This is a genomic window from Pontimicrobium sp. SW4, from assembly GCF_039954625.1.
Classification (GTDB): Bacteria; Bacteroidota; Bacteroidia; order Flavobacteriales; family Flavobacteriaceae; genus Pontimicrobium.
On the sequence record NZ_CP157199.1, the window covers coordinates 2169320 to 2191937 of the forward strand.

23 protein-coding genes are annotated in these 22618 nt (G+C 31.0%); 12 read left to right on the forward strand and 11 right to left on the reverse strand.

All coding sequences use genetic code 11. The annotated features are described in order from the left end of the window. Positions 1-7: 7 nt before the first annotated feature. The 3 genes from ABGB03_RS10155 to typA form a co-directional block, all read right to left on the reverse strand. On the reverse strand, positions 8-901 hold the full coding sequence (locus tag ABGB03_RS10155) for a GNAT family N-acetyltransferase (protein WP_347922401.1): 894 nt from the start codon (positions 899-901) through the stop codon (positions 8-10). A gap of 117 nt (positions 902-1018) precedes the next feature. Further along, positions 1019-1249, reverse strand: a complete 231-nt coding sequence (locus tag ABGB03_RS10160; protein WP_347922402.1) for a uroporphyrinogen decarboxylase — start codon at positions 1247-1249, stop codon at positions 1019-1021. Then, positions 1249-3048, reverse strand: a complete 1800-nt coding sequence (gene typA, locus ABGB03_RS10165; RefSeq protein WP_347922403.1) for a translational GTPase TypA — start codon at positions 3046-3048, stop codon at positions 1249-1251. Before typA ends, ABGB03_RS10160 begins: the two co-directional genes overlap by 1 nt. A 149-nt stretch (positions 3049-3197) precedes the next feature. Between typA and ABGB03_RS10170 the strand changes: the two genes are divergently transcribed. Beyond that, entirely contained in the window at positions 3198-3557 is a 360-nt protein-coding gene (locus tag ABGB03_RS10170; RefSeq protein ID WP_347922404.1) for a hypothetical protein, read from the forward strand. Between the two features lie 35 nt (positions 3558-3592). Next, positions 3593-4414, forward strand: a complete 822-nt coding sequence (gene kdsA, locus ABGB03_RS10175; protein WP_347922405.1) for a 3-deoxy-8-phosphooctulonate synthase — start codon at positions 3593-3595, stop codon at positions 4412-4414. Here the strand turns inward: kdsA and ABGB03_RS10180 are convergent. Beyond that, positions 4411-4788, reverse strand: coding sequence for a DUF1801 domain-containing protein (locus ABGB03_RS10180; protein ID WP_347922406.1), 378 nt, complete (start codon positions 4786-4788; stop codon positions 4411-4413). The two genes, kdsA and ABGB03_RS10180, sit on opposite strands and share 4 nt — an antisense overlap. Before the next feature lie 24 nt (positions 4789-4812). Between ABGB03_RS10180 and ABGB03_RS10185 the strand changes: the two genes are divergently transcribed. The 10 genes from ABGB03_RS10185 to ABGB03_RS10230 all read left to right on the forward strand — a co-directional run bounded on the left by ABGB03_RS10185 (position 4813) and on the right by ABGB03_RS10230 (position 12027). Next, positions 4813-5772, forward strand: a complete 960-nt coding sequence (locus ABGB03_RS10185) for a transglutaminase domain-containing protein (protein WP_347922407.1) — start codon at positions 4813-4815, stop codon at positions 5770-5772. Between the two features lie 81 nt (positions 5773-5853). Then, positions 5854-7554 carry a gamma-glutamyltransferase gene (ggt, locus tag ABGB03_RS10190; protein WP_347922408.1) on the forward strand — a complete coding sequence of 567 codons (1701 nt, stop codon included), beginning with the start codon at positions 5854-5856 and terminating at the stop codon, positions 7552-7554. Between the two features lie 70 nt (positions 7555-7624). After that, positions 7625-8251 (forward strand): hypothetical protein, encoded by a 627-nt coding sequence (locus ABGB03_RS10195; RefSeq protein WP_347922409.1) that lies wholly within the window; start codon positions 7625-7627, stop codon positions 8249-8251. Between the two features lie 15 nt (positions 8252-8266). Further along, entirely contained in the window at positions 8267-8554 is a 288-nt protein-coding gene (locus ABGB03_RS10200) for a hypothetical protein (protein ID WP_347922410.1), read from the forward strand. A gap of 35 nt (positions 8555-8589) precedes the next feature. Next, positions 8590-8889 (forward strand): transcriptional regulator, encoded by a 300-nt coding sequence (locus tag ABGB03_RS10205; RefSeq protein WP_347922411.1) that lies wholly within the window; start codon positions 8590-8592, stop codon positions 8887-8889. Then, positions 8889-9155: a hypothetical protein gene (locus ABGB03_RS10210; protein WP_347922412.1), complete on the forward strand. Its 267-nt coding sequence runs from the start codon at positions 8889-8891 to the stop codon at positions 9153-9155. Before ABGB03_RS10205 ends, ABGB03_RS10210 begins: the two co-directional genes overlap by 1 nt. 70 nt (positions 9156-9225) lie before the next feature. Next, positions 9226-10623, forward strand: coding sequence for a DUF4173 domain-containing protein (locus ABGB03_RS10215; protein WP_347922413.1), 1398 nt, complete (start codon positions 9226-9228; stop codon positions 10621-10623). A gap of 3 nt (positions 10624-10626) precedes the next feature. Continuing rightward, a complete protein-coding gene (locus ABGB03_RS10220; protein ID WP_347922414.1) occupies positions 10627-11007 on the forward strand; it encodes a hypothetical protein in 381 nt (126 codons plus the stop codon). Further along, positions 11004-11396, forward strand: a complete 393-nt coding sequence (locus ABGB03_RS10225) for a DUF2809 domain-containing protein (RefSeq protein WP_347922415.1) — start codon at positions 11004-11006, stop codon at positions 11394-11396. The genes ABGB03_RS10220 and ABGB03_RS10225 overlap by 4 nt, the downstream gene beginning before the upstream one ends. Beyond that, entirely contained in the window at positions 11365-12027 is a 663-nt protein-coding gene (locus ABGB03_RS10230; protein WP_347922416.1) for a DUF1361 domain-containing protein, read from the forward strand. The genes ABGB03_RS10225 and ABGB03_RS10230 overlap by 32 nt, the downstream gene beginning before the upstream one ends. 165 nt (positions 12028-12192) lie before the next feature. On the opposite strand, the gene ABGB03_RS10235 is transcribed toward ABGB03_RS10230, so the two are convergent. From ABGB03_RS10235 to ABGB03_RS10265, 7 genes are all read right to left on the reverse strand, one after another. Further along, positions 12193-12972, reverse strand: coding sequence for an SDR family NAD(P)-dependent oxidoreductase (locus ABGB03_RS10235; RefSeq protein ID WP_347922417.1), 780 nt, complete (start codon positions 12970-12972; stop codon positions 12193-12195). Positions 12973-13106: 134 nt separating this feature from the next. Next, entirely contained in the window at positions 13107-13691 is a 585-nt protein-coding gene (locus ABGB03_RS10240; protein WP_347922418.1) for a hypothetical protein, read from the reverse strand. 168 nt (positions 13692-13859) lie between these two features. Beyond that, positions 13860-15188, reverse strand: coding sequence for a RagB/SusD family nutrient uptake outer membrane protein (locus tag ABGB03_RS10245; RefSeq protein ID WP_347922419.1), 1329 nt, complete (start codon positions 15186-15188; stop codon positions 13860-13862). A 9-nt stretch (positions 15189-15197) separates the two neighbouring features. Then, a complete protein-coding gene (locus tag ABGB03_RS10250) occupies positions 15198-18224 on the reverse strand; it encodes a TonB-dependent receptor (RefSeq protein ID WP_347922420.1) in 3027 nt (1008 codons plus the stop codon). Positions 18225-18461: 237 nt separating this feature from the next. Next, positions 18462-19964, reverse strand: coding sequence for an AraC family transcriptional regulator (locus ABGB03_RS10255; protein WP_347922421.1), 1503 nt, complete (start codon positions 19962-19964; stop codon positions 18462-18464). Positions 19965-20132: 168 nt separating this feature from the next. Beyond that, on the reverse strand, positions 20133-21506 hold the full coding sequence (locus ABGB03_RS10260) for a M20/M25/M40 family metallo-hydrolase (RefSeq protein ID WP_347922422.1): 1374 nt from the start codon (positions 21504-21506) through the stop codon (positions 20133-20135). Positions 21507-21694: 188 nt separating this feature from the next. Beyond that, positions 21695-22573 (reverse strand): PPK2 family polyphosphate kinase, encoded by an 879-nt coding sequence (locus tag ABGB03_RS10265; RefSeq protein ID WP_347922423.1) that lies wholly within the window; start codon positions 22571-22573, stop codon positions 21695-21697. Between the last annotated feature and the right edge of the window lie 45 nt (positions 22574-22618).

Genomic DNA, 22618 nt, shown 5'->3' on the forward strand with positions numbered 1-22618 from the left:
AAGCGTATCATACAAAAGCTGAATTAAGTTCTACATAATTCTTTGTATCAATCTTATAAAATTCATGCACTATAGTTCGTGCGCCAAAAGATTCTTTCCAAGATAGCAAGCCTTTATTTATTTGCTGACCTTGATTGACATTAGAAATGCCAAAATCGAAATATTTTTTGTTTTTAAATATATCATTAATAAGATGTTGAAAAAGAAAATCTAAGCTCCCTAATTTTTGTTTGTCATCATTAGCTGAAATATACTGTACATGAGCTACATGTTTTGTGTCAAAAACAGTTACTCCAGCAACTATACTATCTTCATGATAAACATTGAACTGTCTAATGTTATTTGGAAATTTAGATTTAAGATGTGTGATTTCTAAAAGTGAGTGTACTGGATTTGTATTATGTGTCTTTTTCAAGTTTGGAATTAAAATAGTATTCCAAAAATCTTCAAAATTATTTACTTCTTTGACTTTTAAACCATGTGAAATGGCTTTTTTCAATCCTCTCTTTCTGTTTGTTGATTGCACATGCAATTTATATTTTGCGTCAATAACCGAGGTTAGATCTCTCCTAGTTAATTCTGCTTTACTTTTAAAAAGCAAATAATTCATTTCATCACTTGGCAAGGTGTGATAAATTTTTGGGAGTAATTTTATATAAAGCTGGTTAATACCTTTCTCATTTAGAAACATTAGTAGTTCCTTATATGCTAACAGCACATCTTTAAAAGCAATTTCATCGCTAAGAATAAGTCCACCATAAGTTAATCCTTGATGCGAATAGACATTATTATCATCCTTATTGGCTGGAAAAACTGCAATGAGTATATCATCTTTAAAAATTAACAATGAAAAATCAAGAAATCTATCATTATGATACTCAATAAAATCCCTATAAAACAAAAATGTAGCGTTTTTTGATTTTGCTACAAAATCATCCCAAAGAGATTTGTAATTATCACTGTATTTTTCTATTGAAAAAATAGTTGTAACTCTTAAATTATTGATAATGTGAAAATACTAATTTTTCCTCACAAACAAATAGTAGAAGTTTATGCAAATTATTGCAGAATTTGTAATTATAATAGGCCAAGAAATATCAAGCATAAAGCCATAAAACACAAATAATGCACAACCGATGGAATTAATAATACGAAGTTTTTTTACATCTCTCATCATAAATGAAATTAGTAATGCAAACATAGCCGCATAACCAACCCATTCGGTCAAAGTAATTCCAAATATCTCCATTAGATGCTTTTAGATCGCTTTCTATCAACTTCCTTCAGTAAAACTTTACGTAAACGTAAGTGATTAGGTGTAACCTCTACATATTCGTCTTTTTGAATATATTCTAATGCTTCTTCTAATGAAAATTTAATCGCAGGAACAATTTTAGCTTTATCATCTGCTCCAGAAGAACGAACATTACTTAACTTTTTTGTCTTTGTAACATTAACAGTCATGTCATCACCACGAGAGCTTTCACCAATAACCTGACCTTCGTAAATATCTTCACCTGGATCAACAAAAAACCTCCCTCTATCTTGTAATTTATCAATAGAATAAGGAATAGCTTGTCCTTTTTCCATCGATACTAAAGATCCATTTTGACGCTCAGGAATACCTCCTTTTATAGGTTGATACTCTTTAAAACGATGTGCCATAATAGCCTCACCAGCTGTAGCAGTTAATAATTGATTACGCAAACCAATAATACCTCTTGAAGGCACTATAAACTCGCATACCATACGCTCTCCTTTAGCTTCCATACTCAGCATTTCTCCTTTTCGCATAGTCACCATTTCAATTGCTTTACCAGAAACTGCTTCAGGTAAATCAATGGTCATTTCTTCAACAGGTTCACATTTTACACCATCAATTTCTTTAATAATTACTTGTGGTTGACCAATTTGAAGTTCATAACCTTCACGACGCATTGTTTCAATTAATACAGATAAATGCAATACACCACGACCAAAAACTAGAAATTTATCAGCACTATCCGTTGCATTAACACGTAGTGCTAAATTCTTTTCAAGTTCCTTATCTAAACGCTCTTTTATATGTCGAGATGTTACAAATTTACCATCTTTACCAAAAAATGGTGAATCGTTAATTGTAAATAACATGCTCATAGTTGGCTCATCAATGGCAATCGTTTTTAACCCTTCAGGGTTTTCTATATCTGCAATAGTATCACCAATTTCAAATCCTTCAAGACCAACTATTGCACAAATATCACCAGCTTGTACCTCATCAACTTTTTTACGCCCTAAACCTTCAAAAATGTGAAGCTCTTTTATTTTCGATTTTACAATACTTCCATCTCTTTTAACCAAAGAAATATTCTGACCAACTTTTAACTCTCCACGTGTTAAACGCCCAATAGCAATTCGTCCTGTAAATGACGAATAATCTAAGGATGTAATTAACATTTGCGTAGTTCCTTCTTCAATTTTTGGAGCAGGAATATGTTCAATAACCATATCAAGTAATGGTTCAATGTTTTCTGTTTCATTTTTCCAATCGTCACTCATCCAGTTATTTTTGGCTGAACCATAAACTGTAGGGAAGTCTAACTGCCACTCCTCTGCTCCAAGTTCAAACATTAAATCAAAGACTTTTTCATGAACTTCATCAGGCGTACAGTTTTCTTTGTCAACCTTATTTATAACCACACATGGCTTTAACCCTAAATCAATAGCTTTTTGCAACACAAAACGCGTTTGTGGCATTGGACCTTCAAAAGCATCTACTAACAATAATACACCATCTGCCATGTTTAGCACACGCTCTACTTCTCCACCAAAATCCGCGTGACCAGGAGTATCAATAATGTTTATTTTAGTATCCTTATAAACAACAGATACATTTTTAGAAGTAATAGTAATACCACGTTCACGTTCTAAATCATTATTATCTAGAATTAAATCTCCAGTATTTTCGTTTTCACGAAATAACTGACAATGATACATGATTTTATCTACCAAAGTAGTTTTACCGTGATCGACGTGAGCGATAATCGCTATATTTTTAATATTGGTCATAGTGCCTTATTTTGAGCGTGCAAAGGTAAGCTTAATTTTAATACAATTAACTATGAAATTAAATTTCATTAAGATGTTAAATATTTGTTATTCGCCTTAAGAGATAAAATATTGACACCGTGGTTGCGTTAAACAGTAAAACTTTGTAAATGAAAGATTTAAATAAATACATAAAATATACTCCTTATTTATATTTCTTGAGTTTTATAATACTTTGGTTTACCGATGTAAATAGAAATTTAGGAGTTTTTGCATTTCCTATTTTAATATTTGGAATTCCATTTATTTGGCAAATCGTTAAACCTAATAACAAGTTGAATTTTGCTCTAGGTACCACGTTTGTCTGTATCTCTTCATACTTTGTACTAGCATATTTATCAGATGTTTTGGATATTATTTCTTTTGGAAAAACTGCAAAACAGTTTATTATTATTGGTGGCTTACTCTCTTTAACTAATTTCATCATGTCTTTATGGATTATTAGAAATAGTTTAAAGCGTACTTTCTAAAATGTGTATCTTTGTGGCTTGATAAACTTTAGTAAATGACGCTTCAAGACATCCCAAAAATAAAAAACACGGATTCAAATAATTTTTTCCTTTTAGCTGGACCTTGTGCTATTGAAAGTGAAGATATGGCAATAAAAATTGCTGAACGTATTCTTGAAATTACCAATAAATTGAAAATACCCTTTATTTTTAAAGGCAGTTTTAAAAAAGCTAATAGAAGTCGCATTGATAGTTTCACAGGAATTGGCGATGAAAAAGCACTTGAAATTTTGAAAAAAGTTTCTGATAAATTTGATGTTCCAACAGTTACAGATATTCATGAAGTATCAGATGCAAACATGGCAGCAAAATATGTTGATGTGTTACAAATTCCAGCCTTTTTAGTTCGTCAAACAGATTTAGTAGTAGCTGCTGCCAAAACAGGTAAAGTAGTCAACCTTAAAAAGGGGCAGTTTATGAGTCCTGAAGCAATGAAACATGCAGTACAAAAAGTAAAAGATGCTGGAAACAATAAAGCGTGGATTACAGATCGAGGTACTATGTTTGGTTATCAAGATATGATTGTTGACTTTAGAGGCATCCCTACCATGCGTCAATATGCACCTACAGTTTTGGATGTTACGCATTCTTTGCAACAACCAAATCAAAGCATAGGTGTTACTGGAGGTCGACCAGATATGATTGAAACAATTGCAAGAGCTGGTATTGTTAACAATGTAGATGGATTATTTATAGAGACACATTTCGATCCTGCTAATGCGAAAAGTGATGGTGCAAATATGTTACATTTAGATAATTTAGAAAAACTTTTAACCAACCTTGTTGCTATTAGAAAAACAGTCAATAATTTAACTTAGATAAACCAAGCTTTCTTGCTTTTTTTAATTGAATTAACTGCAGCTTTTAATAAATTAACAAACTCTAACTCATCAAACTCTTCTAAGGACTTAACTTGAATAGATCGCACTTGTTTTCTATTATTATAATCTTTTAAAATTGGAAAATCCTTTTCTAATAAAATTCCTTGCACAAAAGCTACATCTACAAAATTGGTTCCCTTTAAGATATTTAAATACAACATTGGTTTTTTATCCACATTGTAAAAGGGAATCTTATAGCTATACCGTTCTTTAACTTCAGGCAAAGTTTTAAGAATAACACTTCTAACATATAGAATAATAGATTGATAAGGTTCTTCTTGACGCAATATGTAATCTTCTACTGGTTTCAATTTGTTTTTTATTATATTTACTATATGCGTAATATAATCTGTGTTTTCTTTTTTATTTGCACTACAGCATTCTCTCAAAACTACGAATTAGTTGATAAAATTGTAAGGAATTACCCATCATATTCAAACTTAGAAACTTTAAGTAAAAGAATTAAAAACGATTTTAAAACTGAAGCTACAAAAGCAAGAGCTGCATACACTTGGATTGCAACTAATATAAACTATGATATAGAAACCACAAAAAAGCCTAAAGTCTTTAATACTTATATGTATTTCTCTGAAAGAGATTATGAAAGACAAATGAAAGCACGTTTAAAACGTAAAGTAAAAATGGCATTAATGACAAAAAAAGCACTTTGTGAAGGTTATAGCGCTATGTTTGTAGAGTTGTGTGATTTATTAAACTTAGAATCTATAATAGTAAAAGGTATTGCAAAAGTTCGTCCTTCAGAAATCAACTCCTATAAAAAAACAAAGAACCATGCTTGGAATGCTATAAAAATAGACGGTAAGTGGGAATTGGTAGATGTTGGCTGGGGAAATGGTTTTATAGATGATATTTCTGGAAACTGGATTAATGATTTTAATGACTTTTTCTTCTTTACTAAACCAGAACATTTTATTACTTCTCATTATCCCGAACTAAAAAAATGGCAATTATTAACTAAAACGATAAATATAAAATCGTTCTATGAGAAACCTATTTTCTACCCGCATTACTTCAATAGTAATTTAGTTTTAAATGAACAACAAAAAGGTAGTATAAAAGTATCAGAGCGACGAATAATTTTAAATTTTAATAAAAAGAACAAAAAGGATAATCTTTTTTATAAACTTTCTGGAGATAAGTATATTAAAAGCCTAAAGGTTATTAAAAACAAAGAAGACTCTTATAACGCAATTATCTACCACAATAATAATACCAACGATATACTTACACTTTATGTAAACTTAAATCCTGTATTAGGCTTTAAAATAAATTAAGCTTCAATACAACATTTCTTTATTAGTATTTAAAAAAGTCTAACTTTAATGCATTATTATTTTTCACAAACAATATTCAAAATGAAATTACATTTCAAGCAGTTCCTATTCTCTTTTTTAACTTTTGTTTTTTTACTAACAACTTCACAATTTGAAGCTCAAACATACGCCAAAAATGGTATGGTAGTTTCAGCTAGTAAAATAGCCTCACAAAAAGGTGTTGATGTTCTTAAACAAGGTGGAAACGCTATAGATGCCGCAATTGCAACCGCTTTTTCATTAGCTGTAACACATCCAACTGCTGGCAATATTGGTGGCGGTGGTTTTATAGTTTTCTTAAATAGTGAAGGAGGAGAAACCACAACTATTGATTTTAGAGAAAAAGCACCTTTGGCTTCATCAGAAACCATGTTTTTAGATGAAAATGGAAATATAAAAGATAATAGTAATCATAGAGGTTTGTTAGCTGTTGGTGTTCCTGGTACAGTTGCAGGATTATATTTAGCACATCAAAAATACGGTAAGCTTCCGTGGAAAGATTTAGTACAACCAGCTGTAGATTTAGCAGAAAAAGGATTCTCTTTTAATTGGAATCTATATGGAGCTGCTATGAATTTTAGTAATATGGCTGATGAATATCCTTTTATGGCTTCTTATTTTAACAATGAAAATGGGGAAGTCACACAACCTAATGAAATTTGGAAACAGCAAGCGTTAGCTAATACACTTAAACAAATTAGAGATAAAGGTCGTGATGGGTTTTACAAAGGTAAAGTTGCCAAAAAGATTGAAAGTTATATGAAGGAAAATGGTGGTATTATTACTACCGAAGACTTAGAAAAATATGATGCTATTGAGCGTAAACCAGTAAAAGGAACTTACAAAGGCTATGATATATATGGTATGCCACCTCCTAGTTCTGGTGGAGCAACCCTTATTCAAATGATGAATACCATGGAGTTGGTAGATTGGGAAAATATAGAGTTTAATTCAACTGAATATGTACATGTGGTTGCCGAAGCTATGCGTCGCGCTTATGCTGATAGAGCCGAACACTTAGGTGATCCCGATTTTAATCCAAATATGCCTATAGATAAACTACTATCTAAAGAACATGCGAAAAATCGCTTTGAAAACTTAAATATGGAAAGAGCTTCCGTTAGTGATTCATCAAAATTTGGTCAAATTTATGACGGGAAAAATACGACTCACCTTTCGGTAATTGACAAAGATGGTAATGCTATTTCTATGACCTATACACTCGAAAATAGTTATGGTGTTAAAATGGGGTCTAAAGATCTTGGATTTATTTTTAATAATGAAATGGGCGATTTTAATCCAGTTCCAGGTGTCACAACTTCTGGAAGTCAAATTGGCACAAAGCCCAATTTAGTAGCTCCACAAAAACGTATGTTGTCAAGTATGACACCAACTATTGTCGCTAAAAACGGTAAGCCCTATTTAATTATAGGAAGTCCAGGAGGGCGAACCATTATTAATACAGTTTTCCAAACGACTCTAAATGTTTTAGAATTCGATATGCGCATTGACAAAGCTATTGAAGCAATGAAAATTCATCATCAATGGTCGCCAGATGTACTTACCTATGAGCGTCATTTAATGTCGCCAGATACTCGAAAAGCTTTAGAAGCCATGGGACACACTCTACGTGCCACAGGAGGTTTAGGTGCTTTAATGGGAATTACCTTCGATGCACAAAATAATCTAATTATTGGTGCTTCAGATTCTTCAAGACCAGAAGGTGCTGCGATAGGATATTAATTTATTTAACAAAATATTAGTTGTAGATATGAATTAGTTTTATTTACTTTGTAATTCAAAGTACTTTTATATGAAATCAAAAGACTATTTACAAGACATTAATGAGATTAAACATCTTATGAATAAATCATCACGATTTATGTCGCTTAGCGGTTTATCAGGAATACTAGCTGGTATTTATGCACTTATTGGAGCTTACCTAGGATATACTATAATTTATAGAGATAATGTAATCTCAGACGATGGTTATAGAACATTGATAATAGATGGAAAGGATATCATAAATATTGTTGTTATAGCATTTGCTGTAGTTATGTTATCAATAATTACTGGAGTTTATTTAAGTTGGAGAAAAGCAAAAACCCAGAATGAAAGTTTTTGGAATTCTGCCTCTAAACGTTTATTAATTAATTTTTTAATTCCTTTAGCAACTGGAGGGTTCTTTATACTTTTTTTAATTGAAAAAGAAATCTATGCATTTGTAGCACCATTAACTCTTGTTTTTTATGGTCTTGCATTAGTTAACGCCAGTAAATACACATTAGGATACATTCGATATTTTGGAATTACGATGATACTTATTGGTTTAGCATCCGTTTGGTTTTTAGGGTATGGTTTATTCTTTTGGGCTTTGGGCTTTGGAGTATGCCATATTATTTATGGAGCTTTAATGCATTTTAAATACGATAGAAAATAATATAAATTGAGAATCATGATACAAAATAAACGACTCACTTATATTTTCACATCAATAGCATTTATACTTTTAATGCCATGGGTAGCCATGCAGTTTACTAATGAGGTACATTGGACTTTATCTGACTTTATAATAGCTGGCGTATTACTTACAGGAACAGGGTTAGTATGCGAATTTGTAATGAGAAAAGTAAAAACAAAAGAAAACCGAATAGCTCTAATTGTAATTACTCTTGCATTATTATTATTGATTTGGGCAGAATTGGCTGTTGGCATTTTTGGAACGCCTTTAGCAGGAAGTTAAACTAAAAGAGATTCCTTGGTTATACAGGAAGTAATATGAGCTTACTAACAAACATAAATAAAGCATTCGATCATCGTATTAGATTAGGCATTATGTCTATTTTAATGGTTAATGAGTATGCCGATTTTAATACACTTAAAGAATTGCTTGATGTTACTGATGGCAATTTAGCGAGCCATTTAAAAGCCTTGGAAAAAGAGCACTTCATAAGTATTGAAAAGCAATTTATTGGCAGAAAACCAAACACGCGCTATAGTGCCTCCAAAATTGGAACAATAGCGTTTAAAGACCACATCAATGCTTTAGAACGTATTATTAATAAACAGAAAAAATAATGAAAAAATTAAACGTCTTAGAAGTAATTAGCCTACTATTTGGTTTAATTTTATTGACTATTGGTATAATGAATATACTTAAGGTTCATCCAGTTCCAGGAATCATTTACATAACTTTCTCAATTGTATTCTTTCCTCCTACTAAGGTTTTTTTTAAAAAGAGATTTAACTTCACCGTTCCATTTGGAATAAAAACAATTCTATTTATAATCATTATGTGGTTTACTTTAGGTGTTAGTGACCTCGCTGAAATGTATGGTTTATAAAAAAGCTATACAAGAATAAAAAATTTATCAATCAACTTTGAAATTCAAAGTAAAATCTAGTATAAACAACATGAAACACATAATAATAATTATCTCATCCATCTTATTTAGTACTTTATTCTACAATCAACAAATTGGATTGAACATTTCAATTTTTAGTGTATTAACCGTAATAATACTAGCAGTTAGCAATACACATAAATTCAAAAATAAAACTGCCCTATTATACATATTCATTTACTTGTTTACAGCAGCTTTAGTATTTATTCAATACACTAATTTGTCAATACTAGCAAACATCATAGCCTTTTTGACCTTGATTGGAAGTGTAACGGAATCTAAATCATCCATTTATGTGCAATGGTATAATGGCATTTACACAAGTATTGTAGGTTATTTTCACAGAAGATTTATAAAGCAAAACATAAAAAAAGGACACACACAAAAAAAGACAATAGATGTTTTACATTTAAGTAAGCTCATTGGTATTCCTTTGGTATTTATTATTGGTTTTATAGTGCTATATAAAAATGGCAACCCTATTTTTAACGATATAATATCAAAAATTAATTTCGATTTTATTAATCTGCAATGGCTACTATTTACAGTATTAGGCTATTATTTATTTAGCAATATATTTAATCCTGTTCAAGTAGATTCAGTAACTAATATAGATTTACAAACTGGTAACACATTACATCAATCTGAAACATTTTCAATTGAAGCACTAAAAAAAGAGAAACAATTAGGCACTATACTATTATTACTACTTAATTTACTTATTGTTTTCTATTTAGCTACAGATATTATTTCATTAAATACTATTAATTCAACTCACGCTTCAGTCCTTTCTAGTCAAGTTCATAGCGGAATAAATACATTAATAGCTTCAATTGTCATTGCAATTGTAATAATACTCTATTTTTTCAGAGGAGACATCAACTTTTTCAAGGATAATAAAATGTTGAAAAAATTGTCTTATACTTGGATTTTCTTAAATGCAGTGCTTGTCATTTTAATAGCCACAAAAAACTATAATTATATTGCTTTATTTGGACTAACCTACAAGCGAATAGGAGTTAACATTTATCTATTTCTAACTCTTATTGGCTTAATCACAACATTATTAAAAGTTTCTAAGGTTAAGAATTTCTGGTTTTTATTGAGAATAAATACACGAATAGCATTTGGGCTTCTTATACTTTTTAGCATAATTGATTGGGATTATTCCATCACAAAATACAACATTAATCATGCGCCTTCATTAGACTTAAATTACCTCATCAACTTATCAGATAACAATGCTGTTTTACTTAATAAATATAGAGAGTCAAATAACCTCAATACAGAACAAGATAATAGGATTTTCATTAAGCATCGTGATTATGTAAATACAGTTAATAATAGAAATTGGCAAGAATACACCTATTCTAATTTTAAATTAAAAGCAACTGCTAATAAAAAATAACAAATGCATATTCTAGGTAATATTGGGAAATCATCACTTTTAGCTGCTTCAATATTTTGGATGATTATTTTATCCGATACTTTTGACTTGGATATGGTACCATATATTTTTCTTTCATTAATTCCAATATATATAATTTGTGCACTAACCATTTTAATCACTATCTGCCCAATATTTTGGTTTTTAGAGAACGATAACTATAGTAAGCAAAGAATTTTTAAAACTTACTTCCCAATATATACAATAATAGCATTTGGGTTCTGCTTATATAGTATTTATAAATCTTCGTTTGATGTTTTTGTTTTAAGTTTTTATGTATCTGCGTATATTACAACTACACAATCTTGGGTATGGTTTTCAAAAGAAAAGGTTGAAATAAAATGAAATTCTCAAAAACATATTTCATACTATTCTTAATGCTATTTGCTATAGAAGCATGCATCGCTTATTTCTTAAAAAGCGGCTTCATTCGTCATACGTTTGGTGATTTTCTGGTGGTCATTATGCTGTATTGTCTCTTTAAAAGTTTTATAGACATTAAGCCAACTACTTTAGGCTTAATAGTCCTTTGTATTGCTTTTATTGTAGAGTTTCTACAACTAACACCATTATTGGAATTGGTGAATTTACAAGACAATAAGGCTGCAAAAATTGTTTTCGGCAGTACGTTTCATGTGACAGATCTAGTAGCTTATACTTTAGGCATCGTGACTACTATAATAATAGAAAAGAAATTAAACCATGACAAATTTAAAAACACTCATAAATTCTAGATTTCAGTTACTAACTTACATGGCATTGTCAATGATGCTAAGCGGATTTCTACTCTTACTTAGAGTAAAGCTAAACCAATCGTTTTACTACTTATTTTTAGTGTGGAATTTGTTCTTAGCTTTTATTCCATTTTGCATGACATTATATCTTAAAAGCAAAACTAGAATAACCAAAACAAAGTTACTTGCCTATTTCACAATTTGGCTATTGTTCTTGCCGAATGCACCTTATATAATCACTGATTTATTGCATTTTAAAAGAAGTACAAGCACATTTTTATGGTTGGATATTTTAATGGTAACATCATTTACTATAAATGGATTGGTACTTTTTCACTTAACACTTTTGGATATGGAAACTCTGTTGAGAAAATTCATAAGTATTAAGAAAACCAACTTTTTATTTTTATTTGTTTTCTTCTTAACTGGATTTGGAATGTATTTAGGTCGTTTTTTAAGATTTAATTCTTGGGATATTTTACAGCATCCAGATTTATTAATTAATAATATATGGGAGATAATAAGTAATCCAAATCAACATTTCGAAGCTTGGACTTTTACATTCTGTTTTGGTGTATTTTTAGGCTTAACTTACAAAGTTGTTAAAACACTTAAACAAACCAATTTTTAATTTAATTATACTAGCTTTAGAGTTAAGCGGATTTCCAAAAAGGAACATAAGTAATTATCTATACAAAACATAACAAAGCTTTGTTGTTACTCTCTTTATTTAATTCTGGCTAAATAGCTTCTCTTTGAAATACCATTAAAATTATTGGCTTAATCCTATATGTAGTTAATCATTTCTGTTTTTTTCTTGAATTATTCTAACAATAGAAGTTGCTCTTTTTCTGGTAAAAACGCGTGGTAATATTGATAAAAACTTATTAAACATTCCAGGTATTGCAACAATTCTTCCTTTGTGCATTGCTTTATAACCATATAATGCAACTTGTTTTGGACAAGCCATATTAAATCCAATTTTATTATCCGCAGATGAATCTGAAACAGTTGATTGAAATGATGTTCTTGTTGGCCCAGGACACAATGCTGTTACAGTAACTCCTGTACCTTTAAGTTCATTTGCAATAGCTTCTGAAAAAGATAAAATATAGGCCTTTGAAGCATAGTATAAAGACATTAAAGGCCCTGGTTGAAAGGCCGCAAGTGAAGATAAGTTTAATATTTTACCCGACCCTCTTTCAATCATGTCTGGCAGTAATAGCTTTGTTAGTTGTGTAGTAGTAATAACATGCAGTTGCAACATCTCCATTTCACGATTCCAATCTGTATTCGAAAAAGAACCAAATAGTCCAAAACCTGCATTGTTTATTAAAACATCAATAGGCGAACTCATTTCAGCAAAGATATCTTCTGCTATATTTGGTAGACATAAATCTTTCACTAATAGAATAACTTCTATATCATGTAAACTAGTAATTTGTAATTTAGCTTTTTCAAGATTAACAGCGTCAATATCAATTAAAATTAGATTAAAAGAGTCTTTTGCTAACAGTAATGCTAACTCTAATCCTAATCCCGTAGCAGCACCAGTGACTAACGCTGTTTTATTCATATACATGTTTTTTAAGATGATAACCTACTAGTTGGTCTTTTCAAACTTAAAACCACGTAATAATAAGATTTAGAGTTAACTATCTTGCTTAAATATAATATATAACATTAAAATGTTTTATACATAAAAACAAACTAATCTCTAACTTTTCCTGCTAGCACACTTACTTTAGAATTAAATGGATTACCCGAAGTACGTCTGTGTGTAATCACTTGCCCTACATGCCATAATGCATCAGATATTGGGCCATTAATTTGATTCCAAAAAGGGTATTCAGTTGTATTTGATCCTCTTTGAAATACCATAGTAAATTCTGATAAATCATTACTTTCACGAAAAATATCAGCGGCTTGTTTTAATAAGTTTAAAGTCTTAGCTCTTTTTTCGGCAAAAGTCATTTTAGGTTCTTCTATAGGTATATTTGGTTTTTTTAATGCTGAATTAATAATAGTTTTTGTCAATCCATAAATATGATCAATAGTTTCATCTGTAGTTCTACCTTCTGCACTTGGCTTAAACTCCAAATCTTCAGCTCTTAAACCTTCAGTTGCCCAATAGTATCTAAACCCTAATCCATCTATCAATCTTGCAACGACAGTGCCTTCATTATATTCGGAAGGATAATCAGGAATTTCATAATATGGTAGCTTTTCCGTTTGTGCACTTATAAGGTCCACTATTAATAAACATACTATAAGTAGAGATGATTTTATTTTCATTTAAGTCGTTTTAATTAGTTCATAAAGTTATCAATAAAAAACTAAATAAAGTAAAACCCCTTCAAGAATATACTTGAAGGGGTTCACCGAATTAAGAACCAATAAAAATTGGCACCAACCTTTTTCTTAATTCATAGCTATAAAAATTATTCTTAGTTTAAATTTATTTTAGTAATCAGGGTTTTGACTTAACAATGGGTTTCTATCTCTTGCTGATTGTGGTATTGGAAAAATCAACTTGTTGTCGTTATAAGGCATTCCACCAATATCACGTTGAGTACGCTTATAATCATGTAATACAAATCCTTCTAACCCTAATTCTAATTCTCTTTCGTTTAGTATTAAATCCAATGTTAATGCTCCTAAAGCTGGCGCAGAAGATCTAGCTCTTAACGTATTAATCTCTACTAAAGGATCTAAGCCTAATGAGGTGCTTTCTCTAAAATTACATTCAGCTCTAATTAAATGCATCTCAGCTAATCGTACTTGCTCAGTATTGGCATATTGACGAACATACTTTGAACTTAATGTTAATCCTGCATCCGTGTAATAGAAGTTTCCTCGTTCATCTAATGGAGAATCGAATTTGCTTAAATATGCTGGTGTTATAGAAATATCTCCTCCTCTACCACCTAAAGCTTGAGTTGCAAAATGCTGAACGTGTCTATTAACACCTTCTTGCGTAGTAATTACCCAAGAAAAAATAGTTTCTGATGTATTATCATCTGAATCAAAAACAGCACTAAACGTAGGCATTAAAGTATGTCCACTATTTTCAATAACATCATGAGCCGCGTCTCTTGCCGCACTATAATTGCCTTGTTGTAAATAAACTCTTGCTAATAATGCTTGAGCTGCGTATTTATCTGCCCTATTACCATTATCGTCAGGTAAAATAGCATAAGCATCCGTTAGATCGCTTATAACACGAGCATAAACTTCTTCAACTGTATTTCTAGCAACTTGCCTTGTAACATTTGGCGGATCTAATACTATTGGAACTGCCTCTTGAGTATTTCCTCCAGCTGAATTATACTGCTGTCCAAAAAGACGAGCCATATCAAAATAAGCAAGACCTCTTAAAAATTTAGCCTCACCTTCAACACGATCTTTTCTATCAAGATCAGTAAACTTATCCAAATTTGCTAAAACTGTATTAACATCTCCAAAGAGTAAATAGTAGTTGCCATAAATAGTATTTGCAGATCCATTATTATTTATCATTTGCTTAAAATAAACATCTCTTAGATTAGCAAAAGTTCCGTTCCACTCAACTTGATCAGTATTACCAAATAGCACACTTATGTTTGCTATATCTCCATCATAATTTCCTCTTCCAGTTGCATAAGCACCAACTAGGATTGCTTCAATATTATCAGCAGTTGCCGTTGCAACATCTTCACTAACACTTTGTTGTGGCTCTATATCTAATTCGCTTTCACATGAAACGATGCAAAACGAACATAAAACAATAATTAAATATTTTATATTTTTCATAACGTATTTTTAAAAGGTTAAATTAACTCCGAGTGTAAATGTCTTTGCTGGCGGTGCCGAATAGAATGTATTACCTACATTAGTATTTGTATTGGCATCATCATTCGATGATTCTGGGTCATAGCCTCTATAATCTGTAATGGTAATTAGATTTAAACCAGCTAAATACACTCTTACTTTACTAAAACCGATATTATCTAAAACACTCTGTGGTAATGAATACCCTAATGTTATATTTCTAAGTCTTATAAAATCGGCATCTTGTAAATATCTAGAACTAGCAGAATGACCATTGTTATTAAATAACCTTGCTTGTGGTACATCTGTAACATCTCCAGGGTTTTGCCATCTGTTTTTGAAAACATATACATCCTGATTATCCAAACCATTACCAAAACCTGTCTCTTGATACTGTCCAGCATTGTTATATAAACTTGCTCCCCATTGACCTTGGAATGTAAACGAAAAATCGAATGTTTTATAAGTTAAATTACTTGACAATCCTCCAATAAGATCTGGGTTTGGATTACCCATAATAATACGTTGCGCTTGAGAAAAATTATTAGTTTTCGTTTTATCTAAAGAACCATCAGAATTTTCAGTATTCAAGTAATATAAGGCATCACCATTTGCTGGATCAACACCAGCATATTCAACCATATAAAACGCATTGATAGGTTCGCCTTCTCTAAGAATATTTCGTCCTGTTATAAGGTCTGCACCATTTGGCAAATTAGTAACCTTATTCTTATTGGTTGCAATATTAAAACTGGTTTTCCATGTTAAATCATCTGTTTGAATGTTGGTAGTATTTAAAACAAACTCGAATCCTTTGTTTTCAAGATTTCCAACATTTTTTAATATAGCATGACCTGGAGCTCCAGCTTCAAACGGAATACGCTCATTAAATATTAAATCATTAGTTTTCTTTACATAATAATCTATCTCACCGCTTATTCTGTTATTAAGAAATCCGAAATCGATTCCAATATCAGTTTGGGCTGTTTCTTCCCATTTTAAATTAGGATTTTCAATTTGTGTAAAAGCAATACCAGATACACCATCATAAGCAGTCCCTCCATAAAGTCCTAAGCTTCCAAAATTTGAAACTGGTGTATTACCATTTATTCCCCAACTGCCTCTTAGTTTTAAATTTGAAACTACATTAGAGTCTTTTAAAAAATCTTCTTCCGAGATAATCCATCCAGCTGATGCTGCAGGGAAATATCCATTACGTTGGTCTGCACCAAATCGAGACGATGCATCATTACGAAGTGAAGCCTTTAATAAATATTTATTATCATAACTATAAGTCGCTCTAGCAAAATAAGATACTTGCGCCCAATTTGTAAATGTTCCTGTTCCCGCTGAAATTGTTGCAGCACTTGAAACAGATTTAAAATCGTCGGTTGGAAATCCATCACCTGTAACCGAAATTGCTCTGTTTTTTAATCTAGTATACGTCATACCAGCTACAACATTTAAATCTGATAATTCTCCAAACGTATGGTCGAACGTGAAATAGTTGTTTGTTGATATAATTTCAGTTCCATCATTAGATGCAAATGTTTGCCCATTTGTGGATTGAAATGGTGCTAGTCGTCCTGTATTTCTGTCAACTGTCTGACTTAAATAATCATATCCAAACTCAGTTCTAAAACTTAGAGATGGTAAGAATTGGTAATCACCAAAAACCTTACTCAAAATTCTTCTTACAGATGTTTTTCTAAAAGAATGTTTGTCTTGTAATAAAAAGTTTGCATATAGTGTTCCATCATTTGGATCACCATTATTTAAATACACTGGTGATGTTGGAACTTGGGCTATAGCTTGTAATGGTGTAGTAAACGAATTATCACCTGAGATTCTATCTATAATCGTACTGGAATAATTTGCATTAAGGCCTACATTAAATTTACTACTTACTTTATGATCCAAATTTGCTCTTAAACTATAACGCTTTAAATTGTTTCCTCTTACAATTCCTTCAGTATCATTATAAGCTCCAGAAATGTAACTTGTTGTTTTCTCATTTCCTCCAGAAACAGATACATTTATATCCTGAGTGATACTATTTTGAAAAGCTTCTTCTTGCCAATCGGTATCTACATTTCTCCAATCTTCATCACCTTGATACCTTGGTAAACGACCATCTACCCATGCATCTGAAGCTGTTTGATCTGCAAAAAAACCACTGTTAAAAGCCGACTCTCTCAATAACTCAACATATTGTTCTGCATTTAACCAATTTCTTTTATTGGTTGGCTCTCCTACTGATGTCGAAAAATCTACAGAAACTTTAGAGTCTCCTTGTTTTCCTCTTTTAGTAGTAATTAAAATTACACCATTGGTCCCCTTTGCTCCATAAATAGCTGTTGCTGAAGCATCTTTTAGAATATCTATAGAAGCAACATCATTTGGATTTAGAGATAATAATGGATTTAAATTTGCTCCAATAGAAGAAGTGTTTCTATTGTTCATTTCAATACCATCAATTATGTATAATGGCTCTTGAGAAGCTGAAACCGAAGACAATCCTCTAATAATAGTTTTTACACCACCCTCAACTTTACCATTAATTTGTGTGATTTGTACACCTGCTGCCTTACCAACAATGGCACCTTGAAAACTAGGTGTTGAAACGCCTTCAATTTGACTAGCGTCAATTTTTGCGACATTATCGGTTAATAATCTTTTAGATTGCGTACCGTAGCCAATTACGACAACCTCTTCTAACGCTGCTGCATCTTCTTCCATAGTAACGTTTATAGTACTGGAAGATGCTACTATTACCTCAACAGGTTTAAGTCCTACGTACGTAAATGCAAGGGTCTGTCCTTCATTTACATTAATTGAATATTTACCATCGAAATCTGTTTGTGTTCCATTCGTAGTGCCTTTTACAACAATATTAACTCCAATAAGAGGAACTCCCGATTGGTCCGAAACTGTTCCTGATACGGTTTTTTGTTGCGCAAAAGCAATAGAAATGTTTAAAAACAATAGTAAGAAAACAACTTTGCATTTTTTTTTCATAATTAAATATTTAGTTATTAATTCAGTTTTACAACCAAAAAAAGCCTGAAGTAAAGCGAAGACTAATTCAAATAAAATTCTTCCAATTAGAATTGATTAAAAACAAAGTTTAATGGAAGGTGTAAAAATTACGACAAGCTTTTTTGATTGATTGTATATCAAAAGAACTTGTTATTACTGTGTTTGTAGGGAAACCCCATAAGAATTAACCAAAGCCGAAGAAAACTTACTTTTTATTTACGCTCTTATAGATTTAATGTATTGTGTTGGCGTAAGAGACAATTGTTTTTTAAAGGACTTATTAAACGAGACTTTATTATTAAAACCAACTTCGTATGCTACCTGTATAATACTTAAACTATTATACTCATCTTTCTTTAAGATTTCTGTAGCTTCATCTATTCTATATTGATTCATAAGCTCAGAAAAGCTCATGTTAAAATGCTCATTAATTACTTGAGAGGTATTATGTCTTGTTGTTCCAAGCTTATCAGATAATGATTCCAAATTCAAATCATTGTCCAAATATATTTTCTCTTCGCTGAGAAGTCTTAAAAGATTTTCTTTTAACTCCAAAGAGAAAGACGGTGTTAGTCCAGATTTTTTATATTTAAAAAAGTTAATAGGATCTAAGAGTTTTACCTTTCCTTTAAAAATTTCTGGTTGTCCGTAAGCTATATATGCAACATAAAATACCACACTCACCATTACCAAAATTTGCAAATGATACAAGGGTTGAAAATTAATTATTTTAACAACTCCTCCTACATATATTATATAAGCAATTGTATAGATTATGTGAAGCGTTAATAAATTTCTTTGCCAACAAAATATCACTTTATTTTTATTATTTACAATCTTTTTATTTTTTCGATACACTTTTAAAATTAAAAAGGCATAAATAGATAAAGACAGTATTTTAACAACAATTACAGTATAAGCAGCTGGAAGCAATTCTTTTCTTCCATCAAATAGAATATTAAACTTCTCTAATGAAGACATAAAATAATAAGGCAAAATTGATATCAAAAGAATTATTGATGGTATCAAATGTAAAATATCTATTAATCTAAACTTATAATTATAATTAACCCTCTTAAAATAAAAGTAGAGCAATGGTCCATATAAAAAGGAAAATGTTATAGTCATCATCAATGCTTGTGGTATGTGGTATTGATAATTAATTATATACAGGCTTAAATGTAAAATAAACAATGAGTTAAATAATACGAATAGACTAATTAAAAAGGTACCTACCCTGTCCACTCCCTTTTTTATATTTAGTATTACAAAAATAAAAATCCCTAAAAAGCCTGCATAAAAGTAAATTATTGCCATAAAATTAAATTTTGGCAAGTATTTCTGCTTAAATGCTATATACTTCTCAGCATTATTAATGTTTGAAAATAGATGGTCGTTTATTAAAGATAAATCTGCAGTAGCTCCTATATACTTCTTAATATATACAATAGCATTATCTACATCATTCTTACTAGAATATTCTACAGCCAAATTTCTAAAATACAATATAGAATCCTTTGATTGCACTAGATTAGAATCCAATACAAATGAAGAGTCAAAAAAAGACGGAAACTCTAATAAATTCTTTTCAGCAATTTTCACGTCTACACCTTCAATAAAGTACTGCTCCAATGCAAAGGCATTTGAAAGCAAGGCAAGAAAAATAATTAGAATAAAGTCTTTTTTTGGATAAACTATATGTTTTTTAAGCTTTTCCAAAACGCAATTTTTACACTTAAAGATACAATATGTTGAATTAAATAAGCTACTTTAAAGTAAAACCCGATAATTTTTTACTTAAATTTTAGCATAATTTTAAGACATATAACATATATATCAATGATCACAAAAAATTGTGACTGTATTTTAGTCGTATTAATTAGCTATTCATTTCACTCCATATTTATCATATAGATAAACTAAAGCTGTCATTGTAGCTGCTCCTAGTTCTAATTCTCTTTTATTAACAGCATCAAAAGTATCATTTGCTGCATGATGATAATCAAAATAACGCTGAGTATCTGGACGCAATCCGACCAAAACTATATCTTCATTTTTTAAAGGCCCAATATCTGCTCCACTTCCTCCTTGTTCAAAAAAATGAACTAAATAAGGCTCAAACAAATGTTTCCAACTTAATACTTGTTTAAAATCTTCATCATTACAATCGAATGAAAACCCCCTAGGTGTAAAGCCTCCTGAATCGCTTTCTAAAGCAACTATATGATTTTCCCCTTTTAGTTTGGCTACTTCTGCATATTTGCGTCCTCCTCTTAAACCATTTTCTTCATTCATAAAAAGTACTATTCTAATAGTACGCTTTGGTCTTATTCCTGACTCCTTTAATAATCTAACAACGTCCATAGATTGTGTGCAACCTGCTCCATCATCATGCGAGCCATCTCCTAAATCCCATGAATCCAAATGACCTCCAACAACAATTATTTCTTTTGGAAATTCACTTCCTGTTATTTCACCAATGACATTATAAGATTGTACATCTGGCAATTGTTGACAGTTTTGCTTGAAATAAAACTTTACATCGTTATCAAGTTTTATCATACTGCTCAATAGCTCAGCATGATTGGTACTAATAGCTGCAGCAGGAATACGCTCACTAATTGGTGTATCTCCATAATTTGTCCCTCCAGTATGCGGAAAATCGTCAAGACGCAAATTCATAGATCTCACAATAACTCCTACAGCGCCATATTTAGTTGCTTCTTTAGCTCCTGAACCACGTTGGTCGACGCAACCTCCATAAGCATTAAAAGTATTGATATGTGTTTCATCCATAGGTCGATTAAAGAATACAATTTTTCCTTCTAATTTCTCGCGACCAAGGATTTTTAGTTCTTCAAGGCTTTGCACTTCAACAACGCTTGCTTTAATACCAAGTGTTGGTGTAGCAACCGAACCTCCCAAAGCACAAATATTTACACTAATTGTTTCTCCTGGTCTTGTTTCGATGTATGCATACTCAGCAGCTCCTCTAACCCATTTTGGCACCATTACTGGTTGCAACCAAACTTTATCCAATCCTAATTTGTCTAATTCTTCTTTAGTCCATTGTACTGCTCTTTCTGCATTTAGTGACCCAGATAATCTTCCTCCTATTTGATTTGATAAATGGTCTAGCCACTCATAGCTTTTACCATTTGATAATGATGAATCATAAATAGTTCTAATAACTTCTTTGTCTGTCTGAGAATATGAATTTACTCCAATTAGGAATGCACAAAATAATATTACTTGCTTCATTTATTGTTTGTTTTATTATTTAAATATACTATTAATAGACTTATTGAGTGGTAATGAGTTCATAAAAAAAATCCAGCATAAGCTGGATTTTTAGAATAACTGTAAAAATTAACGTCTTAACAAAAATCACCTAATTAAGACACTATCTTAATATTAAGACTTTTATTGATTTAAAAAGTTTAAAATTTTCACTCATTTTCTAATTGTGCTTTGTAAATATCTATGCTTGCTTTTACATCGTCATCCAATTCTGGTTCTTTTATATCTTTATAAGTTTTAAGTGTTTCTAATAATATTTTTGCAACTATATAACGTGCTGTCGGTTTATCATCAGCTGGAATCGTGTACCAAGGCGCATGTGCCTTAGATGTTCTATTTATTGCATCTTCATAACACTCTTTATATTTATCCCAAAGCTTACGTTCTTTTAAATCGCCTGGAGAAAATTTCCAATTTTTTTCTTGTTTGTTGAGCCTTCTAAGCAACCTGTTTTTTTGTTCTTGTTTTGATAGGTTTAAAAAGAACTTAAAGATAATAATACCATTATCTGCTATATGCTTTTCAAAATTGTTTATTTGCTCAAAACGCTGGTTCCAGAAATCGTCATTAATATCATCAATAGAGTTAACTGAAGGAATATTTTCTCCAAGTATGTACTCTGGGTGTACTCTAGTTACCAGTACATTCTCATAATGTGTTCTATTAAAAATTCCAAATTTTCCTCTTTCAGGTAAAGCAATATAATGCCTCCAGATATAGTCGTGAGATAACTCTTTTGGTGTTGGCACCTTAAAACTATGAACAATGATACCTCGTGTATTAAAATCTTTAAAAACCTCACGAATCATACTATCCTTACCAGCAGTATCCATGCCTTGAATACAAATAAGCACTGCATATTTACCATGAGCATACATTGTATCTTGTAACTTCCCAAGTTTTTTTCTAACCCTTTTAAGCTCTTTTTCTATTATCTTACTGTCTTCTCCTAAATCAACAGTTGTCGATATATTTGATAGATTTATTTTTTCCGAAACTTTAAACTCGTTAATATCAATAGATTTCATATAAGATTTATTTTCTCTAAATATAGCGAAGATTTTGTAGTTTTA